At 56.2% G+C, this 18,707-nt stretch carries 19 protein-coding genes and 1 other annotated feature; of the genes, 4 read left to right on the forward strand and 15 right to left on the reverse strand.

All coding sequences use genetic code 11. The features are described 5' to 3' along the window. Nucleotides 1-33 precede the first annotated feature (33 nt). The gene (gene dsdC, locus ABLU78_RS03720; RefSeq protein ID WP_048229840.1) at nt 34-957 is read right to left on the reverse strand and encodes a DNA-binding transcriptional regulator DsdC; all 924 of its coding nucleotides are present in this window, start codon (nt 955-957) and stop codon (nt 34-36) included. A gap of 223 nt (nt 958-1,180) precedes the next feature. On the opposite strand from dsdC, the gene dsdX reads away from it, so the two are divergent. Both dsdX and dsdA read left to right on the forward strand, forming a co-directional pair. Further along, nucleotides 1,181-2,518, forward strand: coding sequence for a D-serine transporter DsdX (dsdX, locus tag ABLU78_RS03725; RefSeq protein ID WP_047044639.1), 1,338 nt, complete (start codon nt 1,181-1,183; stop codon nt 2,516-2,518). A gap of 16 nt (nt 2,519-2,534) precedes the next feature. Continuing rightward, nucleotides 2,535-3,863 (forward strand): D-serine ammonia-lyase, encoded by a 1,329-nt coding sequence (gene dsdA, locus ABLU78_RS03730; RefSeq protein WP_048229839.1) that lies wholly within the window; start codon nt 2,535-2,537, stop codon nt 3,861-3,863. On the opposite strand, the gene ABLU78_RS03735 is transcribed toward dsdA, so the two are convergent. From ABLU78_RS03735 to ABLU78_RS03755, 5 genes are all read right to left on the reverse strand, one after another. Beyond that, on the reverse strand, nt 3,860-4,288 hold the full coding sequence (locus ABLU78_RS03735) for a hypothetical protein (protein ID WP_032715350.1): 429 nt from the start codon (nt 4,286-4,288) through the stop codon (nt 3,860-3,862). The genes dsdA and ABLU78_RS03735 overlap by 4 nt on opposite strands. A 56-nt stretch (nt 4,289-4,344) precedes the next feature. Next, nucleotides 4,345-4,707, reverse strand: coding sequence for a DUF202 domain-containing protein (locus ABLU78_RS03740; RefSeq protein ID WP_020077629.1), 363 nt, complete (start codon nt 4,705-4,707; stop codon nt 4,345-4,347). Then, complete coding sequence (locus ABLU78_RS03745) at nt 4,697-5,044, reverse strand: DUF202 domain-containing protein (protein ID WP_015369053.1); 348 nt, start codon at nt 5,042-5,044, stop codon at nt 4,697-4,699. The genes ABLU78_RS03740 and ABLU78_RS03745 overlap by 11 nt, the downstream gene beginning before the upstream one ends. A 98-nt stretch (nt 5,045-5,142) precedes the next feature. Continuing rightward, complete coding sequence (locus ABLU78_RS03750) at nt 5,143-6,465, reverse strand: 6-phospho-alpha-glucosidase (RefSeq protein ID WP_020077628.1); 1,323 nt, start codon at nt 6,463-6,465, stop codon at nt 5,143-5,145. Further along, on the reverse strand, nt 6,462-8,084 hold the full coding sequence (locus tag ABLU78_RS03755) for an alpha-glucoside-specific PTS transporter subunit IIBC (protein ID WP_020077627.1): 1,623 nt from the start codon (nt 8,082-8,084) through the stop codon (nt 6,462-6,464). Before ABLU78_RS03755 ends, ABLU78_RS03750 begins: the two co-directional genes overlap by 4 nt. Before the next feature lie 297 nt (nt 8,085-8,381). Between ABLU78_RS03755 and ABLU78_RS03760 the strand changes: the two genes are divergently transcribed. Further along, the gene (locus tag ABLU78_RS03760; RefSeq protein WP_048230037.1) at nt 8,382-9,128 is read left to right on the forward strand and encodes a GntR family transcriptional regulator; all 747 of its coding nucleotides are present in this window, start codon (nt 8,382-8,384) and stop codon (nt 9,126-9,128) included. On the opposite strand, the gene ABLU78_RS03765 is transcribed toward ABLU78_RS03760, so the two are convergent. The 3 genes from ABLU78_RS03765 to ibpA form a co-directional block, all read right to left on the reverse strand. Further along, nucleotides 9,096-10,757, reverse strand: a complete 1,662-nt coding sequence (locus ABLU78_RS03765) for a putative transporter (protein WP_048229837.1) — start codon at nt 10,755-10,757, stop codon at nt 9,096-9,098. The two genes, ABLU78_RS03760 and ABLU78_RS03765, sit on opposite strands and share 33 nt — an antisense overlap. Before the next feature lie 123 nt (nt 10,758-10,880). Next, entirely contained in the window at nt 10,881-11,309 is a 429-nt protein-coding gene (gene ibpB / locus ABLU78_RS03770; protein ID WP_015369047.1) for a small heat shock chaperone IbpB, read from the reverse strand. A 116-nt stretch (nt 11,310-11,425) separates the two neighbouring features. Beyond that, nucleotides 11,426-11,839, reverse strand: a complete 414-nt coding sequence (gene ibpA, locus ABLU78_RS03775; protein WP_015703892.1) for a small heat shock chaperone IbpA — start codon at nt 11,837-11,839, stop codon at nt 11,426-11,428. Continuing rightward, nucleotides 11,833-11,907: a sequence feature (ROSE (Repression Of Heat Shock gene Expression) occurs in the 5'-region of heat shock genes and acts as an RNA thermometer to modulate expression.), on the reverse strand. It overlaps the preceding gene by 7 nt. Nucleotides 11,908-12,140: 233 nt before the next feature. Between ibpA and ABLU78_RS03780 the strand changes: the two genes are divergently transcribed. Further along, nucleotides 12,141-12,470 (forward strand): YceK/YidQ family lipoprotein, encoded by a 330-nt coding sequence (locus ABLU78_RS03780; protein WP_020077625.1) that lies wholly within the window; start codon nt 12,141-12,143, stop codon nt 12,468-12,470. A gap of 1 nt (nt 12,471) precedes the next feature. Here ABLU78_RS03780 and ABLU78_RS03785 read toward each other — a convergent pair whose 3' ends face one another. The 6 genes from ABLU78_RS03785 to dgoR form a co-directional block, all read right to left on the reverse strand. After that, the gene (locus tag ABLU78_RS03785; protein ID WP_048229835.1) at nt 12,472-13,698 is read right to left on the reverse strand and encodes a DUF3748 domain-containing protein; all 1,227 of its coding nucleotides are present in this window, start codon (nt 13,696-13,698) and stop codon (nt 12,472-12,474) included. Nucleotides 13,699-13,749: 51 nt separating this feature from the next. Then, the gene (locus tag ABLU78_RS03790) at nt 13,750-15,087 is read right to left on the reverse strand and encodes an MFS transporter (RefSeq protein ID WP_047037691.1); all 1,338 of its coding nucleotides are present in this window, start codon (nt 15,085-15,087) and stop codon (nt 13,750-13,752) included. Between the two features lie 174 nt (nt 15,088-15,261). Then, entirely contained in the window at nt 15,262-16,410 is a 1,149-nt protein-coding gene (gene dgoD, locus ABLU78_RS03795) for a galactonate dehydratase (RefSeq protein WP_016946147.1), read from the reverse strand. Beyond that, nucleotides 16,407-17,024 carry a 2-dehydro-3-deoxy-6-phosphogalactonate aldolase gene (locus tag ABLU78_RS03800; protein ID WP_004181595.1) on the reverse strand — a complete coding sequence of 206 codons (618 nt, stop codon included), beginning with the start codon at nt 17,022-17,024 and terminating at the stop codon, nt 16,407-16,409. The genes dgoD and ABLU78_RS03800 overlap by 4 nt, the downstream gene beginning before the upstream one ends. After that, on the reverse strand, nt 17,008-17,886 hold the full coding sequence (locus ABLU78_RS03805) for a 2-dehydro-3-deoxygalactonokinase (protein WP_048229834.1): 879 nt from the start codon (nt 17,884-17,886) through the stop codon (nt 17,008-17,010). Before ABLU78_RS03805 ends, ABLU78_RS03800 begins: the two co-directional genes overlap by 17 nt. After that, entirely contained in the window at nt 17,883-18,572 is a 690-nt protein-coding gene (dgoR, locus tag ABLU78_RS03810; protein WP_015369039.1) for a D-galactonate utilization transcriptional regulator DgoR, read from the reverse strand. The genes ABLU78_RS03805 and dgoR overlap by 4 nt, the downstream gene beginning before the upstream one ends. Nucleotides 18,573-18,707 lie beyond the last annotated feature (135 nt).

Below are 18,707 nucleotides of genomic sequence, written 5' to 3' on the forward strand. Positions count from 1 at the left end.
ATCCGGGCTACCCCCCCGGCGGCTGCTTTTGCCTTATGTCAGGCTGTGCAACCATTCGATAAAGGCGTCGATTTTCGGCCACTGACGGCCCGGCAGGGTCGTCACATAGTAGTGCTGGTGACACTTCAGCGTCATGTCGCCGAACGGCGCGATAAGCTCCCCGCTATCTAACCGCTTCTGCACCAGCCGCTTACGCCCCATCGCTACCCCGACGTGATTCATCGCCGCAATCACCGCTAAATCAGAACGATCGAAGCCGATACCCGACGATTGCGGCAATTCAATCGCAAATTGCTGCGCCCAGCTGAACCACTCATCGGTACCGGAATCATTGCTCCATGCCTGGCGGTCATGGAGTAACGTGCAGTAGCGCAGATTGCCTGGATTGTGGATTAACTGCTGCTGTTGCGCGTATTTCGGCGTACATACCGGCACGATCGCTTCATCCATCAGAAAATGATGGCTGAGCTGTGTTGACGGCGCGTCATCAAAATAGATTGCCAGATCGATACCCGCCCGCTGTAGATTGACGTTATCGTTGCCGGTGAGCACAGTCAGCGAGATGGACGGATAGCGGCGAGTGAAATCGCCCAGCGCCGGTACCAGCCAGCACTGCGCGATCGACGGGCGCGAGTACACCGTCAGCGTGCCGGAGAGCTCCTGATTTTTAATATCCAGAATCTCCTGGTTAAGGCTATCCAGCGAGGATTTCAACGCCCAGAATACCCGCCGCCCCTCGCGGGTCAGCTCCACCTTGCGGTGAGAACGTATAAATAGCTGAATACCCAGCTCTTCTTCCAGCTGGTTGATGCGATGGCTAACGGCGCTCGGCGTCAGCGACAGCTCTTCCGCCGCCAGTGCAAAGGACTCATGGCGAGCCGCGACTTCAAAGGTGTACAGCTTTGACAACTGCCAGCCGTTCAGCAGCCGATTGCCTATCTCTTTCATCACATCCATCACAATTCCTCGCCTTTTCTTTGCCGGTAAGTGTAAAAAAAACGCAGCCGGAGCGCGCCTGAAAGATGAATAAAAGTGACCCAATACACATTTAACGGTCTATTTAAGAACCAAATCACGCTTTTGCATCAATCTGGCTCACCTGAAAGGCGATTTATATCGTTTGTCAGCCTATGTCGCTTTTCTGTTCAATAACCACACGTTATTTACGGCGAGGTGGGGTATGGAATCTCAAATCTGGGTGGTAGGCACGCTATTTATCAGTATCGTGTTAATCGTTTTAACGATCGTCAAACTGAAGTTTCATCCGTTTCTGGCGCTCCTGCTGGCGAGCTTTTTCGTCGGCGCGATGATGGGCATGGGGCCGCTGGATATGGTCAACGCCATTGAGAGCGGTATTGGCGGTACGCTTGGTTTCCTGGCGGCGGTGATCGGTCTCGGTACCATCCTCGGGAAGATGATGGAAGTCTCCGGCGCGGCGGAACGCATCGGCCTGGCGCTGCAGCGCTGTCGCTGGTTGTCGGCAGACGTAATTATGGTGCTGGTTGGCCTGATCTGCGGTATTACGCTGTTTGTTGAAGTCGGCGTGGTGCTGCTAATCCCGCTGGCGTTCTCCATTGCCAAAAAAACCAATACCTCGCTGCTGAAGCTGGCCATCCCCCTGTGTACCGCGCTGATGGCGGTGCATTGCGTGGTGCCGCCGCATCCGGCCGCGCTGTTCGTGGCGAATAAACTCGGCGCAGATATCGGTACGGTCATCGTCTATGGCCTGCTGGTGGGCCTGATTGCCTCGCTGGTTGGCGGCCCATTGTTCCTCAAGCTGCTCGGCAACCGCCTGCCGTTTAAACCGGTGCCGACCGAGTTTTCTAACCTTGAAGTACGCGAAGAATCGACGCTGCCCTCGCTCGGCGCTACGCTATTTACCGTGCTGCTGCCGATTGGGCTGATGCTGGTGAAAACCGTCGCTGAATTGAATATGACTAAAGGCGGCACGCTGTATATGTTGCTGGAATTTATCGGCAACCCGATCACCGCGATGTTTATTGCCGTTTTTGTCGCTTATTACATTCTTGGTATTCGTCGGCAAATGGGGATGGGCGTCCTGCTGACCCATACTGAAAACGGCTTCGGATCGATTGCTAATATTCTGCTGATTATTGGCGCGGGTGGCGCGTTCAACGCGATTTTGAAATCCAGCGGCCTGGCCGATAGCCTGGCGGTGATCCTCTCGAATCTGCATATGCATCCGATTCTGCTGGCCTGGCTGGTGGCCCTGATCCTTCACGCCGCCGTCGGTTCCGCTACCGTGGCCATGATGGGCGCCACCGCTATCGTCGCGCCGATGCTGCCGCTGTATCCCGGCGTAAGTCCGGAGATCATCGCTATTGCCATCGGTTCCGGCGCGATTGGCTGCACGATCGTAACGGATTCCCTGTTCTGGCTGGTGAAACAATACTGTGGCGCAAGCCTCAGCGAAACATTCAAGTATTATACGACGGCGACATTTATCGCTTCTTTACTTGCACTCGCCGCCACCTTCCTGCTTTCTTTCATCATCTAAGCGAACGAGACGTAATATGAAAAACGCTGACCTGACCCAATTAACCGCGACCTTCCCGCTTGTACAGGAGCTGATCGCGCTGAAAGAAACCACCTGGTTTAACCCGGCGACGACGACGCTGGCGCAAGGTTTGCCCTATGTCGGCCTGACCGCCGAAGATGTAAAAGACGCTCACGAACGCCTTCAGCGCTTCGCGCCGTATCTGGCGGAAGCCTTTCCGGAAACGGCCGCCACCGGCGGGATTATCGAATCAGAAGTGGTTGCCATTCCGGCAATGAAACGCCGCCTCGAGCAACAATTCAATCAGCCGATTAATGGCGATCTGTTACTGAAAAAAGATAGCCACCTGCCGATTTCGGGTTCCATTAAGGCGCGCGGCGGCATTTATGAAGTGCTGACCCATGCGGAAAAGCTGGCGCTGGAAGCCGGGCTGCTCACCATCGCAGATGATTATCGCAAATTGCTGACGCCGGAATTCAAACAGTTCTTCAGCCAGTACAGCATCGCCGTCGGTTCTACCGGCAACCTCGGTATGTCGATCGGCATCATGAGCGCGCGCATCGGTTTTAAGGTCACGGTGCATATGTCGGCGGATGCCCGCGCATGGAAAAAGGCCAAACTGCGCAGCCACGGCGTAACGGTCGTTGAGTATGAAGAAGATTACGGCGTGGCGGTCGAACAGGGGCGCAAGGCGGCGGAATCCGACCCAAACTGCTTTTTCATCGACGATGAAAACTCGCGCACGCTGTTCCTCGGCTATGCCGTGGCCGGCGAGCGCCTGAAAGCGCAGTTTGCCCAGGCAGGACGCGTGGTCGATGCCGATCACCCACTATTTGTCTATCTGCCATGCGGCGTTGGCGGCGGCCCCGGCGGCGTCGCATTCGGCCTGAAACTGGCGTTTGGCGACCACGTTCACTGTCTGTTCGCCGAACCGACCCATTCCCCATGCATGCTGCTCGGCATTTACACCGGGCTCCATGACCAGATTGCGGTGCAGGATTTGGGGATAGATAACCTGACCGCCGCCGATGGTCTGGCGGTCGGCCGCGCTTCCGGCTTCGTTGGCCGGGCGATGGAGCGCCTGCTCGACGGCCTGTATACCCTCGACGATCAAACGATGTACGACATGCTGGGCTGGCTGGCAACGGCGGAAAACATTCGCCTTGAGCCGTCCGCGCTGGCCGGGATGGCCGGGCCGCAGCGCGTCTGCGCCAGTAAAGCGTACCATCAGCTACAAGGACTGAGCGACGAACAGCTACGCCACTCCACTCACCTGATATGGGCGACCGGCGGCGGCATGGTGCCGGAAGAAGAGATGGCGCAGTATCTGGCGAAGGGGCGTTAAATCGCTCGCAGCAGCGGCATCAGTTCGCCCGGTGACCGCTGCTGTTTACGCAGATCGCGCATGACCCGCATACAGGGCGCGCTAGCGACATAGAACTGGCGGTAGCCTTCACAGAGCGGATCGTCGTCGCCTGCGCATAATCGCCGCCACGCACAGACAAAACAGGCGCTATTGGCGGCCAACTGCCGTTGTTCGCGCAGCGGTTCGCCGCACCAGATACGCAGGGTTTCCTCAAATAACGTAATCGTTATGCGGCCAATATCTTCCCGCGCCCAGATGTGGAAAATGGCGCAAAGGAAATTTCCCCATGCATTGGCATCTTCCGCTCTGAGCTGTGGAATAAAACGAACGGCGCGCACGCCCTGTGCGCGTAGCTCCCGATAGAACTGCAGCGGTTGCTGGCAATGGTGGCGATAAACTTTCACCTCCTGCACTGCCGGTTCGTTATGAGCGAGGGAGTGGCATTCTGTCCGACATCCTGTCATGTCACATCCTTAAGAAATAAAATGATCTGCCGTAGATGCGTTACAGCAAACAATAATGACAGCGAAAGCACTGCGAGGGAGATCAAAAATTTGTCACGAACTGCTCCCGGCTGCAAAAAATCGCTCTCGCCGACATCCATTAAATGGCGACTGCGGGTGTAGCGCCAGAGAATGATCGCCACCACTGCCAGTACGCCAATCGATATCCAGAACGCCAGCCCGGCGCTATGCCAGTTATGCTTAATCGCCAGCGCCATCAGCGCCCCGTAGCCCAATAGGGTGCGAAACCACGCCAGCGAGGTGCGCTCCGGCTGTAAACCGGGATCGTTCTCCCGCCGCGCCCGGCGTTTATCCGCCATACAGCACCAGCAGCATCACCGCCGCCACGACCGCCAGCAGCAGGACGCTAATCACCAGCAGCGTACGGGTATAGGGAAGATCCTGCTTCAGGCGCATCGCCTTTTCGTTACTCAACCAGCGCAGATAGCCATACACCGCCAGCCCGCCGGCAAACAGGCACAGCAGCAGCGCCAGCACTTCGCGAATAAGCGGAGTGGCAAAATCCGGCGCCAGCTGATCGAGCCCGACGCCCGCGGCGAGAAAGCCGAGCGCCGTACGGATCCACGCCAGAAAGGTGCGTTCATTGGCCAGCGAAAAGCGGTAATCCGGCGCTTCGCCAATGCGGGAAATTTTCATCAGCAGTCCTTGTTCGTCAGGCAAACAGGCCACAGCATAGCCTAAATCACGAACAGGAGAGAAGAACCGGCACCCGATGGATGCCGGTAAAACGAGGGTTAATGCAGCTCAGGCCAGTACGCTTTATTGGCGGCAATCAGGTCATCGAGGATCGCTTTCGCCACCGAGGCGCTCGGTACGGTTTTCGATAGCGTAATCGCCTGCCACAGCTTGTGATATGAACGCTGCTCCCACGCATCCACCACCAGTTTTTCCACCGCCACCTGCTGGCTCATCATCCCTTTCTGGAAATGCGGAATATCGCCCACCGTCAACGGCTCCGGTCCGTTATGCCCGACCAGACAAGGGATCTCTACCATCGCGTCGGCATCAAAGTTATGGATTGCGCCATTGTTCGGCACAATCAACAACATTCGTTCCTGAGTGTTAAAGGCGATAGCCGTCGCTAAATCGACGATATACGACGCGTGTTCATCGATCTCCAGATCGCCCGCGGAAGATTTACCGGCGGCAATAATCGCCCGGCAGGCGCTAAAGACGTTTTTCTCCCGATGATCCATTACCTCATTCGCGCGGGTACGCTCCGGGTTGGAGTGCGCGACCACGTAATCCGGGAACAGATAATATTTCAGGTAAGTGTTTGGCATCGTTTGCGGATCCAGCGCCTGTACATCTTTCGCTTTGGCAAACGTATCGTTCCAGCTGGCCTCTGTGTGCGGGTCGTTCGATGGCGGTACATAGCCGTATTTCGCCACATACTCGCGCAGTTTCGGCATCAAATCGTTGCCGTCGAGATCTTCAATCGAGGTCCACCAGCCGAAGTGATTAAGGCCGTAGTAACGCACGCGCATCTGTTTGCGGTCTTTCAGCCCGACGATTTGCGCCATCCGCCCTTCAATGCCGATCGGCATATCGCAAATATTGAGAATTTTAGCATTAGGCCGCAGGCGACGTGTGGCTTCAGCCACTATCGCCGCCGGGTTGGAGTAGTTGAGCATCCAGGCGTTTGGCGAATATTTCTCCATATAATCCACCAACTCCAGCACGCCGCCGATAGAGCGCATACCATAGGCAATCCCGCCCGGTCCGCAGGTTTCCTGACCCAACACGCCGTGGCGCAGCGGTATTTTTTCATCTTGCTCGCGCATCGGGTATTTGCCGACGCGGATGTGCGCCATCACGAAGTCGACATCGCTAAAGGCGGCCTGCGGGTCGGTGGTGTAGCTGAACTCAATCTCTGGCGCCTGTTCTTTGAGGATAATTTTACAGGCTTCGGCGATAGTCTCCTGACGCGCGCCGTCGTTGTCATAAAATTTTAGCGCCCGCAGCGGGAAACGATCGCGGTTTGCCAACAGCATTAAAACGATGCCAGGGGTAAAGGTACTGCCGCCGCCTGCGATAACAACTGAGAATTTTTTCATGATACTGCCTCCGTCATGGTGGTGTGTTCGGTCGATAAAGAATCTTTCATTAAGGTTTCCAGCTGGTCGCGAACCTGCGGGACATGCAGACCAACAATGACCTGAATGCCGTTGCCGCGGCGGACCACGCCGTGAGCGCCGAGTGCTTTAAACACCTCGTCGCTTTGCGTTTTCGCCATATCCACCAGCGCAATACGCAGTCGGGTGGCGCAGTTATTGATGCTTTCAATATTGCCGGCCCCGCCCAGCGCCTGCAGGAAGCCGGCGGCCTGACCCAGCTTGTTTTCCGCAGCTGCCGCCACGCTGGTTTTACCGCGCGCCTCCTGATAATCCGCTTTGCTGTAAAGCTTGATTTCGCTGTCTTCGCGACCCGGCGTTTTCAGGTTCAGGCGCAGAATCAGGGTGCGGAAGATGACGAAGTAGATGCCGGTAAAGCAGACGCCGATGCCTATCTGGATAAACATCATCGACGCGTGGTGATGGAACATCGGGATCCAGTTTTGCGGCAGGAACTGATCGAGCAGGCCACCGCCGAAGTTCCCCACGACGCCGCAGATATACATCACCGTCGCCATGGTGGCCGCCAGCAGCGCATGCACGGCAAATAGCAGCGGTGAGATAAACAAGAAGGTAAACTCGAGTGGCTCGGTAATGCCCACCAGCACCGCGGTCAGGGTGGCGGGGATCAGCAAACCCGCGACCTTCACCCGGTTTTGCGGCGCGGCGGTGAAGTAAAGCGCCAGCGCAATACCCACCGAACCAAAGACTTTCGAATTGCCATGCAGCGCAAAACCGCCCTCAGGGAACAGCGCTTTCAACGGTTCAACGCTCTGGCTAAATTCCTGCAGATGCTGCGCCCAGTAGACCTGGATGCCGCCTTCCACTACCGCCGGACCAAAGATAAATGGCCCATAGACAAAGTGATGCAGGCCGGTCGGGATCAAAATGCGCTCAAGAAAGATGTAAACCCACACCCCGAGCGCGCCGGCTGAGCGCAGGAAAGCCTGCAGCGACTCAATCCCCATCTGTACCTTCGGCCAGCCGAGCAGCGTTAGCCAGGCACAAGGGATCATCGCGAGAAAGGCAACTATCACCACGAACGACGATCCCTGAAAAATACCGAGGAACACCGGCAGCGGTTTATCGAAGTAACGATTGTGCAGCGCGGTGACGATGCCGGAGATAACGATGGCTCCGATAATGCTGGTATCCAGGGTTTTAATCCCGGCAATCATCGTCAGGCCGCTTCCCGCCGTGGGATCCAGGGTGAAATCAACGCCGAAGAAGTGGCCCCAGGTCATCCCCATGGCGTTGATGAAGTAGTTCCAGGTAAGAAAACTGACCAGTACCGCCAGGCAGGCCCGGCCCTGGGCCTGCTTCGCCAGGCCAATCGGCAGGCCGACGGCGAAAATCAGCGGCATATTACGAAAGACGGTCCAGCCGCCCTCTTCAATGATGTGAACAATTTGCGCGAACAGGCTATCGGGTGCGGTGAGCGCTTCGCCGACAAACATCGGATTACGCAGCATAATGGCGATACCCACCACAATCCCGGCGAATGGGAACAGCAAAACCGGGGTAAACATGGCGCCGCCAAAGCGTTGTATTTGACTGAGCATTTGAAAATCCTCATGTAACAACTCGTAGGGTAAGTGGCCTTTTTTTGTTCTTTACCGGCCTGCTTCGAGCATAGGAATTCGCCCCGTCGGCAACATGCTGCGCCGCTGCGATTCGTGATCGCATTCATGGTTTTAATTCGGTCAATGTTGTCTACTTTTTGCGTAAAACATAGACACGATGAATGGAGGTGACGAAATCAACGTCAGCAATAGTTTTTAATTTATTGTTTTTTATAATTTTATAATTCACGTCAGCTGGCCATCGCTGATTCATCAATGACGAATAGAGGTCTACTGGTGATCTACAAATCTATTGCTGACAAACTGCGTTTACGGCTCAACTCTTCCGATTTCAACATTGGCAGCCCGTTACCGGGCGAGAAAAAACTGGCGCAGGAGTTCGGCGTGGCGCGCATGACGATTCGCAAAGCCATTGACCTGCTGGTGGAAAGTGGATTAGTGGTGCGCCGCCGCGGCTCCGGCACCTATGTCGCGCGCAAAGATGTACACCATGAGACCAGCAACCTGACCGGGCTGGCGGAAGTTCTGCGCCAGCAGGGTAAAGAAGTGGTGAGTCAGGTGTTGATATTCGAAGTGATGCCCGCGCCGCCGGCTATCGCCAGTCAGCTGCGAATTAAAATGGATGAACGGATCTATTTCTCACGCCGGGTGCGCTACGTCGATGGTAAACCGCTAATGCTGGAGGACAGTTATATGCCGGTTAAACTGTTCCGCCATCTGTCGTTGGGTCATCTGGAGGGGTCGAAGTTCGACTATATCGAGAAAGAGTGCGGTATTACCATCAGCGGCAACTATGAAACCCTCACCCCGGTACTGGCGGATAAACAGCTGGCCCGCTCAATGAACGTGCCGGAGCAGACGCCGCTGCTGCGCATTACCTCACTTTCCTACAGCGATAGCGGCGAGTTTCTTAACTATTCCGTGATGTTCCGCAACGCCAGCGAGTATCAGGTGGATTATCACCTGCGCCGGGTCCAGGCACAGAGCCCGCTAACTCAGCCCCCAGAACAGCACGGCCAGTAGCTGAGGGGTGATTATCCGCAGGAACATCACCAACGGATAAACCGTGGCGTAGGAGAGCGCCGCCGCGCCGCTGGTGGCGTGCAGGTTGTTGGCGAAGGCCAGCGCCGGCGGGTCGGTCATTGAGCCCGCCAGCATCCCGCAGAGGGTCAGATAGTTCATCTTCGCCAGCATCCGCGCCAGTATGCCCACCGTCAGCAGCGGGATAGCGGTGATGAAAATACCGTAGGCGATCCAGCTGAGCCCCTCGCCGTGGAGCAGGGTGTCGACAAAATCGCCGCCGGACTTCAGCCCCACCACCGCCAGAAACAGCACAATACCGAGTTCGCGCAGCGCCAGGTTGGCGCTCGGCGGCATAAACCAGTACAACTTGCCGATGCTGCCGATACGCCCGAGGATCAGCGCCATAATCAGCGGCCCGCCGGCCAGCCCCAGTTTTAACGCTGCCGGGAAGCCAGGAATAAACAGCGGAATAGACCCCAGCAGCACCCCCAGGCCAATGCCGATAAACACCGGTAGCATTTGTACCTGTTGCAGTTTTTGCTGTGCGTTGCCGAGTTCATTGGCCACCGCGTCAATGGCCTGTGGACGCCCAACTAAGTTAAGAATGTCGCCAAACTGCAGGCTGGCATGGCTGCTGGCCACCAGCTCCACCCCGGCGCGATTAAGCCGCGAGATCACGACGTCATAGCGTTGTTTAAAGTGCAGATCGCGGATTTTCTTCCCTAAGACCTTCTCGTTAGTGACCACCACGCGTTCCACTTTGAGATCGGTTCCGCGCGTTGAGAGCGAAGTCGCCACCTCTTTACCAATCACCAGCTGCGCATTGTGTAAATCCTCCGGCCGCCCGACCAGGTGCAGCAGATCGCCATGCTGGATAAGCGTACCCGGCGCCGGCACCATCAATAGCTCATCGCGCTTCAACCGCGAGCAGATAATTTTGTCGCTGTTGAGCATTGGCACATCCTGAATCGCCATATTATTCAGGTTCGGGTTCTCCACCCGCACGTTAATGGTGTGCAGATGAGCGTGCCCGTTACCGCTGCTCTCATCAAACTGCTGCGCCTCTTTTTCCACATTGATGCGGAAGAACAGCCGCACCAGCCACATGGTCAGCAAAATGCCGCAGATACCAAACGGGTAGGCCATCGCGTAACTCATCCCCATCTGATCGACGACATCAAACGGCAGGCCAAGATCGCGCAGGATTTGCTGTCCGGCGCCAAGCGCCGGGGTATTGGTGACCGCACCGGAGAAGATACCAAGCACCACCGGCAGCGGAATATTGAACAGTTTATGCAGGATCGCAGTCACCAGCCCGCCAAGTACGACGATAAGGATCGCGAACAGATTGAGCTTAAGTCCGGCGACGCGTAACGAGGCAAAAAAGCCCGGCCCGACCTGAATACCGATGGTATAAACGAAGAGAATAAGGCCGAATTCCTGGATAAAATGCAGCATCGGGCTGCTCAGCGTAATCCCTGCCTGATCCACAAAGTGGCCCACGATAATGCCGCCAAACAGCACGCCGCCGATGCCAAAACCGACGCCGCGGATTTTGACATTACCGATCCACAATCCCACCACCGCAACCAGCGCCAACACGCTGACGGTCAATGCTATATCACTCATACTATTTTCCCTGTGAATAACATTATTATTAACAGGGATTATGACTGAAGGCGGGAATACTGTATGTAGTCCCGCGCACAAAAAAGCCCCGAGTTATCGGGGCTTGAAAGCGATGTGGCTTAATTAACTATTCAGTGCCGGGCGCTCGCTAATGGCGATACGCTGCGGGGCGGCGACTTCCGGCTCGTGGCGGGTTAAGTCGATATGCAATAAGCCATTGGTAAAGGTGGCGCCGGAGACTTCCATATTGTCCGCGAGGGTGAAACTCAGGCTGAAGGCCTGATTCACCAGCCCCTGGTGCAACCATTTGGTCTCTTTTTCAGCGGCCTGCGGCGTGCCTTTAACGGTCAGACGCGTACCTTCCAGCTGAATATCCAAATCTTCCTGACGGAACCCGGCTACCGCGAGGGTAATGCGGTAATGGTTATCGTCGCTTTTTTCGATGTTATAGGGCGGGAAGGTTTGGCTTTCACCGGCGGTTTGCAGGGCGTTAGCCAGTTTGTCAAAACCGATCCATTGACGCAGCAGTGGGGATAAATCGTAGTTACGCATAGTGTTTTCTCCTTCTGAGAAGCGAGTAGGTACCTGCGAATTCAGCGAATTCGCATTTGCTCCCTGACGGCGAGCAAGTTGTATATTCAGGCCGCCGTGCGGCCTGAAGAGGACGATTAGTTAATTTCGATACGGCGCGGTTTGTTCGCTTCCGGAATCACACGTTCCAGATCGATATACAGCAGGCCGTTGACCAGGTTCGCGCCGCGAATATGAATGTTATCGGCGAGCTGGAATTTACGCTCGAAGTTGCGCTCCGCGATACCCTGGTACAGGTAGGTGCGCTCTTTCTGCTCGGCGGCATGGGAGCCTTTCACCACCAGAAGATTGTCTTGCGCGGTTATCTCTAATTCGCTTTCCGCAAAACCGGCGACGGCAATCGCGATGCGGTAATTGTTTTCATCTACTAATTCAACGTTATACGGAGGGTAGCCGCCGTTGCCCTGGCTTTGATTATTTTCTAACAGGTTGAACAGACGGTCGAAACCAATAGCAGAACGATAAAGCGGGGAGAGATCGAAATTACGCATAGTAAATAGCTCCTGAAATCAGCGAGAATTCAATGGCTTTCCATCATGGACAAGCCGTTATGACCCGGAATACCCCTCAGGCGTATCCTCATTGGGTGACACTACTAAAATGGGTGTGCCCCGACGCTTTTCAAGGCCTTTTCGGCCAAATTTTTTTGCAGTTTGCTGGCGAATGCTTAGACTGGTTGCAAAGCACAAAAGGCAAAGTGCGATACTCGCCACAGTGCAGTGCAATAACGCTAGGCATTCACGGGACGGCTCGTTATAACCGAAGTAACCCCGATAAAATGACGGAAGAGTGATGAAAAGCGGATTGTTAAAGCTGGTCCTGTTCAGCGGGATGATTAGTGTGGGCGGTTGCTCCAGCGTGATGTCGCATACCGGCGGCAAGGAAGGAACCTACCCAGGCACGCGCTCCAGCGCCCATACGCTGGGCGATGACGACACTAACTGGGGCGTGAAATCGCTGGTGGCCCTCGATATGCCGTTCACCGCGGTCATGGACACGCTGCTGCTGCCGTGGGATATGTTCCGCACCGACAGCTCGGTAAAATCGCGCGTCGAGAAAAGCGAGCAGGAGACGCTGGCGACCAACTCCGTTATCCCGCCAGCGCCAATGCCTTCGCGCTAAGCTAGCGCTGCGTTTCGGTTATCCATAACTGGCGATAACCGTCGACGTCTTCCATCCACGCCAGGTATTTGCCATCCGGCGAAAATACGACGGCATCCGCGGACGGCGGATTTTCGCGATCGGTCGTCAAATAACTTACCGCGCCGCTGCGGGCATCGCAGAGCGCGATTTTGTTTTCCACCACGCATCCCAGCCACGCGCCCGATGGATGCCAGTTAAACGCCGACTGAATCCCCGTAGCAGTATGTGTTAACTGACGCGGCTCGCCGCCCGCAGGCGGGATAAGCCACAGCTGTACAACGCCTGCATCATCACGCATCAGAAAGGCGATCTCGGTGGCCTGCGGATTGGCGCGTACCCAATGGCGCGGCACATTCACCAGCCCCGGATAGCGGCGCTGGTGGGTAAAGGTCAAACGACGCTGGCTGACGCCTGCCGGCGGCGCGGGCATCGTCGTTGCACTTCCGGCCAGCGGCGCATCGCCCTGCCGCTTCCAGCCCGCCTCATCCCGCGGCAGCGTCACCATAAACAGTTCAGGCACTTTGTCGCCGTTTTCCGCCAACGTATCGCCAATGAACGCCAGGGCATGATTACCCACCCATCCCTCTTCATAGGCGCGATTGATCTCATCGCTGCCCGGTAATGGGTTCGCCGTGGTACGGCTCACCAGCACGCACCAGTGGCTGCCGGCATATTCACGGGGATGCGTGCCCTGCGGGCTCACCGGGCCATAGGGCGCGGCCACGCCAACGTTGCGCAGATCCAGCGCCGGATCGTACTCGTGCAGTACGTGGTCGTTATAGGTGAAGCTAACAAACTGGCCGTCAGGGCTGAAGACATGAACATGGCTGCCGCCGCGCAGCGCGCCGGGGGTATAAGGCGCGGTAATATCCAGCGCATCAAGATTGCGGGTTTCACCCTGCCAGCTCACCACCCCGCGGCGGTGATGAAAATCGTAATGCCAGTTGGCATCCGGGTGTTCAGGGCCGTGAATAAAAACGTATTTATCTTGCGTCGGGTGTACGGTGACCACGCCAACGCAGGCGCCGTCAGCGGCGCGATAGAGCGTCTCAACGGCGCCGCTATGGATATTCACCCGCTCAATGGTCTCGCCGGTGAAAGAGGCCCCCGACGGTCGGACGTCGAAAACCAGCCACTGGCTGTCCGGGGTCCAGGTATTGATATTGGTAAGCTGATGGTGACGGGGAGCAAAAGTGACTTGTTTCATGACGATACCCTGATGCGAGACTTACGCATCAGGGTAGCGTATCGCCAAAATTTAGCCTACACGTTTCACATCGCCGACCAGCAGGATATAAGACAGCGCGCCTATCAGCGCCACCACGGAGATATAAACCAGCGCCGGGCCAAAGCCGTAATCCTGCGCCAGATAGCCAATCACCAGCGGTACGGTGATACCGCCCAGTCCGCCAACAAAGTTAAACACCCCGCCGGTCAGGCCGATCAGGCGCATCGGCGCCAGGGAGGAGACCAGCGACCAGGTGATAGACGCAAAACCGTTGCCGAAGAATGCCAGCGCCATCAGCGCCATGATCCACACGGGGTCGTTGGTATAGTTTGCCCCCATGATGCAGGTGGAGATCAGCAGCCCGCAGATAATCGGCGTTTTGCGCGCTACGCCCAGCGAGTAACCTTTTTTCACCAGCTTATCCGCCAGCCAGCCGGAGAGCAGGACGCCAAAAAACGCGGCGAGGAAGGGCACCGTGGTCATAAAGCCGGCCTTCAGCGCGGTGATGCCTTTTTCCTGGGTTAAGTAGTTCGGGAACCAGGTCAGGAAGAACCACAGCGTAGAGGTAACCGCGAACTGCCCAAGGTAAACGCCAACCAGCTTACGGTGAAAGACGAGCTTCCAGTCCGCTCTGGATAATGGTTGACGCGCCTCTTTCTTCAGCGGCGCATCGCCATCCACCAGGCCGCCGCCGTCGCGGATATAGTCGAGTTCGGCTTTGCTGATGCTTTTAGTCAGGCGCGGCGGTTGATAAACCTTAAACCAGATTAACGACCAGATAATGCCGATCCCGCCGGTAACGATAAATACCCAATGCCAGCTTAATAGCTCCTGGATCCAGATCAGTAGCGGCGTGAGGAAGGCCAGGCCCACAAATTGCCCCGAGGTATAAAACCCGACGGCAGAGGCGCGTTCGTGCTCCGGGAACCAGCTGGTCACCATGCGGTTATTGGTCGGGAAGGCTGGCGCTTCGAAGATGCCGGTAATGGCGCGTAAACCAATCAGCGACATTAAGCCGGTGGCGAAGCCTTGTAACAACGTCGCCACGGACCAGCCAAATATAGCGATAAAGTAGGTAAGCCGGGATCCCACGCGGTCAAGGAACCAACCGCCAGGGATCTGACAGAGGGTATACAGCCAGGCAAAGGCGGAAAATACGTAGCCCATTTCCGCTTTGCTAATACCAAACTCCTCCTGAATATGCGCCGAGGCGACGGCGAGGTTGGCGCGGTCAACATAACAAATAACCACGGTAATAAAGATCATGATGAGCGTCAGATAACGGCGACGCCCGGGTTTTACAGCGGTAACTGAAATATCCATCGCAATCTGTCTCCAGATTTTGGGCATAGCGAAGCCGCTCACCATGCCCGGTAATTTACAGAGGGTGTTTTTGTTTTTTATTTTTTACTTACGAATGCTCTAAATAGTTCACGTCGCAGGAAGGCGGCAAGATTGCAAATCCCCAGGAGCTTACATTAGTAAGTGACTGGGGTGCGCAATCGCAGCCAACGCACCTGTGGCGTGAAATATGAAGAGCATTTACCATTCGGCGACAGAGCCATCCTCATACCGCCACAACGGATTTCGCCAGTCCGGCGCATTTTTACTTAACTCAATCACGCGGGCCTCATCGATTTCTACGCCCAGTCCCGGCTTCATCAGAGGTTTAAAGAAGCCGCCTTCCATATTGAAATCTTCTTTATTTTTCACAAAATCAAGCAGTTCGGCGCCTTTATTGTAGTGGATCCCCATGCTCTGTTCCTGGAAGACCGCATTATGTGAAACGAAATCGACGTGCAGACAAGCCGCCAGCGCGATCGGCCCCAGCGGGCAGTGCGGCGCCAGCCCAACGTCATAGGCTTCCGCCATTCCGGCAATTTTATAGCATTCGGTAATACCGCCTGCGTGCGACAAATCGGGCTGTAAAATAGCCACCCCGCCCGCTTCCAGTACCCGTTTAAATTCAAAGCGCGAGAACATACGTTCGCCGGCGGCAATTGGAATATGCGTTTGCGCCGCCAGCCGCGGATAATATTCCGCCTGCTCGGCTAATACCGGTTCCTCAATAAATAATGGGCGATATGGCTCCAGCTCTTTAATTAATACCTTAGCCATCGGCGCGCTAACGCGGCCATGAAAATCGAGACCAAACTCAATTTCATTGCCAAACGCTTCGCGGATTTGCGCCACGGTATTCACCGCCGCGTCAACCGCGCGGGAATTATCGATGAGCCCCATCTCTTCGCAGCCGTTTAATTTAAAGGTGTCGAAACCAATGCCGCGCAGCTTCTTAATCCCGTCAATTACTTCGGCGGGGCGGTCGCCGCCCACCCAGCTGTAGGCTTTAATTTTGTCACGCACCAGCCCGCCCATCAGTTGCCAGACCGGGGCATTCAGAACCTTACCTTTAATATCCCATAGCGCCTGGTCAATACCGGCGATGGCGCTCATCATAATCGGGCCGCCGCGATAAAAGCCGCCGCGGTACATCACCTGCCACAGGTCGTTAATCCGCGCCGGATCCTGGCCAATCAGGTAGTCGCCAAATTCATGAACGGCCGCCTCCACCGTGCGGGCGCGCCCTTCAATCACCGGTTCGCCCCAGCCGACAATGCCTTCATCGGTTTCAATCTTCAGGAACATCCAACGCGGAGGTAAACGGTACGTGGTGATATTGGTTATTTTCATTTCACTGCCTCTCGATACGCTTTTACGAATGCGGCTGCCTGTTGCGCGGTACGTTCAACCGGCTGGCCGGCGCGATAGAGATCGCTACCCAGCCCAGCCCCCACACAACCGGCATTAATCCACTGCGCCAGGTTTTCCGGCGTCACGCCGCCAACGGCAAAGACCGGAACCTCCGGCGGCAACACGGCTTTCAACGCTTTGATGTAATCCGGTCCAAAAGCCGATGACGGGAAGATTTTCAGCGCCTGCGCGCCGGCATCGAGCGCGCTAAAGGCTTCGCTGGCGGTGGCGCAGCCTGGGCACACGGTCATGCCGTAACCCACCGCTCGCCGGATCACTTCCGGTTGAATGTTTGGCGTCACAATCAGCCGACAGCCCATGGCCGCCAGCCTGTCGACCTGCTCCGGTTGCAGCACGGTGCCCGCGCCGATAAGCGCCTGCTCGCCGTAAGCATCGACGACCTGCGGAATACTTTTCTCCCACTGCGGCGAGTTCAGCGGGATTTCGACCGCGTCGAAACCGGCATCGATAACGGCGCCAACGTGAGCCAGCGCCTCGTCTGGCGTAATGCCGCGCAGGATAGCGATAAGCGGAAGGTTAGTTTGCCACTGCATAAGCGATGCTCCTTATTCCTGTCTGAAATGCCGTATCGCCCGCAACCGCGGTGACTTCGCGGCCAATGGCGGCGAATGCCTGCTGATAGCGGGACGTTAACGATGATCCGGCGACGAGGCCGATCGCCTGCTGTCCGGCGAACGTGTCGCTGAGGGTGGCAACTTCAGCGCCAATCAGCAGGCCGGAAAGAAATTCGCTAACCTGCTCGCGAGGCAGCGCGCCCAGCACGTGCGAAGCGCGAACTTCAAACAGCTGCGGCAGGACGGCGGGGTTGTTGATACCGCGCTGCAGACCGGCCGCGAATGCCTCGGCGGACATCTCCTGCGGCGGTAAGCCGGCGCCCACCAGCGAGTGCTGAAGCAACAGATGATGCAACTCACCGGTCAAAACGGTACGAAAATCGTGAATTTGCAGGCGATCGGCCAGTACCCATTTGCTGTGGGTTCCCGGCATCACGTAGACAGATGAAGGGGCTAAGGCGCGTGCGCCCAGCAGTTGCGTTTCTTCTCCGCGCATGACGTTATGGTTATCGTCACGGGAAACGCAAAGACCGGGAATTATCCAGATATTGTCGCCAACGGCAGTTAACTGCTGGCCAATGTCCGAGAAAGCGGCAGGAAGCGGCAAATAGGGGGCGATTTTCCAACCCACGTTGCTGCCGACCATCCCTGCCATCACCACCGGTGTGGCGCCATCGCGCCAGTGTTGGGTAATTTCCGCTAACACCGCAGCGGGAGAGCGACCGTTCAGGCGCGTTACGCCTGCTTCAGATTGCCTGCTTTCCAGGCATTCTTCGCCCTGATAAAGCCAGGCGCGTAAATTCGTCGATCCCCAATCTATTGCGATGTAGCGAGCCGTCATGTGATTTCCTTGAGCCTTCGTGTCGAGCTGGCGATCATCGTCAACGCCGCCTGCTCCGCCGCGTCGCTATCCTGATGCCGAATGGCGTCAAATAGCGCTTTATGTTCCTGCAGGGTTTTCGGCATGTTGCCTTCATCGCCCATCCAGGTCCGTTCAAATACCGCCCGCTGCAGCGAACTGATCGCCACGCTAAGCTGCTGTAAAACCGGGTTATGTACTGACTGCAGCACCGCTTCGTGGTAACGAATATCGGCCTCGTTAAAGGCATCCCGGTTTTGATTGTTGGCGATCATGTCATTGAGCGCCGACTCGATTTCCGCCAGATCGCTCGAGGTGGCGCGCTCTGCCGCCCAGCGGGCAATGGCGGGCTCGACCAGGTTGCGCACTTCACTCATCGCGCTGATAAGACGCGGGTCATAATCATTTTCCAGTACCCACTGCAGTACCTCGGTATCGAGGTAGTTCCACTGGTTTCTCGGAGCGACAAATGCGCCTCGGTAACGCTTCATTTCGATCAGCCGCTTCGCCATTAGCGAGCGAAATACTTCGCGGATGATGTTGCGCGAAGTTTCAAACTCTTCACACAGTTCCGCTTCGGCCGGTAGCGCTGAACCCGGTACGTACTTACCGCTGACAATCTGTTTGCCCAGCGTGATCACGATGCGATCGGTCTTATTGAGAGTCATGGAGAGTCCTTATGCTCTATGTGTACTGCTCTACTTTACCGTCGCTGTCGAATTTCGCCTCACTTTTGTACTACTAGCGTGATGTCAGGCATCGTCGCCACGAGCTCAATGTAGTACAACATCATTGTATTGTAC

The sequence above is a fragment of the Klebsiella sp. JN_Kp122 genome (assembly GCF_040062085.1).
In the GTDB taxonomy this organism is placed as follows: Bacteria; Pseudomonadota; Gammaproteobacteria; order Enterobacterales; family Enterobacteriaceae; genus Klebsiella; species Klebsiella aerogenes.

Coding starts and splice junctions, on each gene's coding strand:
- ABLU78_RS03755 (WP_020077627.1), bottom strand. CDS start 8,084: ATGCTCAGTCAAATACAACGCTTTGGCGGCGCCATGTTTACCCCGGTT.
- ABLU78_RS03785 (WP_048229835.1), bottom strand. CDS start 13,698: ATGAAACAAGTCACTTTTGCTCCCCGTCACCATCAGCTTACCAATATC.
- ABLU78_RS03800 (WP_004181595.1), bottom strand. CDS start 17,024: ATGCAGTGGCAAACTAACCTTCCGCTTATCGCTATCCTGCGCGGCATT.
- dsdA (WP_048229839.1), top strand. CDS start 2,535: ATGAAAAACGCTGACCTGACCCAATTAACCGCGACCTTCCCGCTTGTA.
- ABLU78_RS03765 (WP_048229837.1), bottom strand. CDS start 10,757: ATGAGTGATATAGCATTGACCGTCAGCGTGTTGGCGCTGGTTGCGGTG.
- ABLU78_RS03780 (WP_020077625.1), top strand. CDS start 12,141: ATGAAAAGCGGATTGTTAAAGCTGGTCCTGTTCAGCGGGATGATTAGT.
- dgoR (WP_015369039.1), bottom strand. CDS start 18,572: ATGACTCTCAATAAGACCGATCGCATCGTGATCACGCTGGGCAAACAG.
- dgoD (WP_016946147.1), bottom strand. CDS start 16,410: ATGAAAATAACCAATATCACCACGTACCGTTTACCTCCGCGTTGGATG.
- dsdC (WP_048229840.1), bottom strand. CDS start 957: ATGGATGTGATGAAAGAGATAGGCAATCGGCTGCTGAACGGCTGGCAG.
- dsdX (WP_047044639.1), top strand. CDS start 1,181: ATGGAATCTCAAATCTGGGTGGTAGGCACGCTATTTATCAGTATCGTG.
- ABLU78_RS03805 (WP_048229834.1), bottom strand. CDS start 17,886: ATGACGGCTCGCTACATCGCAATAGATTGGGGATCGACGAATTTACGC.
- ABLU78_RS03740 (WP_020077629.1), bottom strand. CDS start 4,707: ATGGCGGATAAACGCCGGGCGCGGCGGGAGAACGATCCCGGTTTACAG.
- ABLU78_RS03790 (WP_047037691.1), bottom strand. CDS start 15,087: ATGGTGAGCGGCTTCGCTATGCCCAAAATCTGGAGACAGATTGCGATG.
- ABLU78_RS03750 (WP_020077628.1), bottom strand. CDS start 6,465: ATGAAAAAATTCTCAGTTGTTATCGCAGGCGGCGGCAGTACCTTTACC.
- ibpA (WP_015703892.1), bottom strand. CDS start 11,839: ATGCGTAATTTCGATCTCTCCCCGCTTTATCGTTCTGCTATTGGTTTC.
- ABLU78_RS03745 (WP_015369053.1), bottom strand. CDS start 5,044: ATGAAAATTTCCCGCATTGGCGAAGCGCCGGATTACCGCTTTTCGCTG.
- ibpB (WP_015369047.1), bottom strand. CDS start 11,309: ATGCGTAACTACGATTTATCCCCACTGCTGCGTCAATGGATCGGTTTT.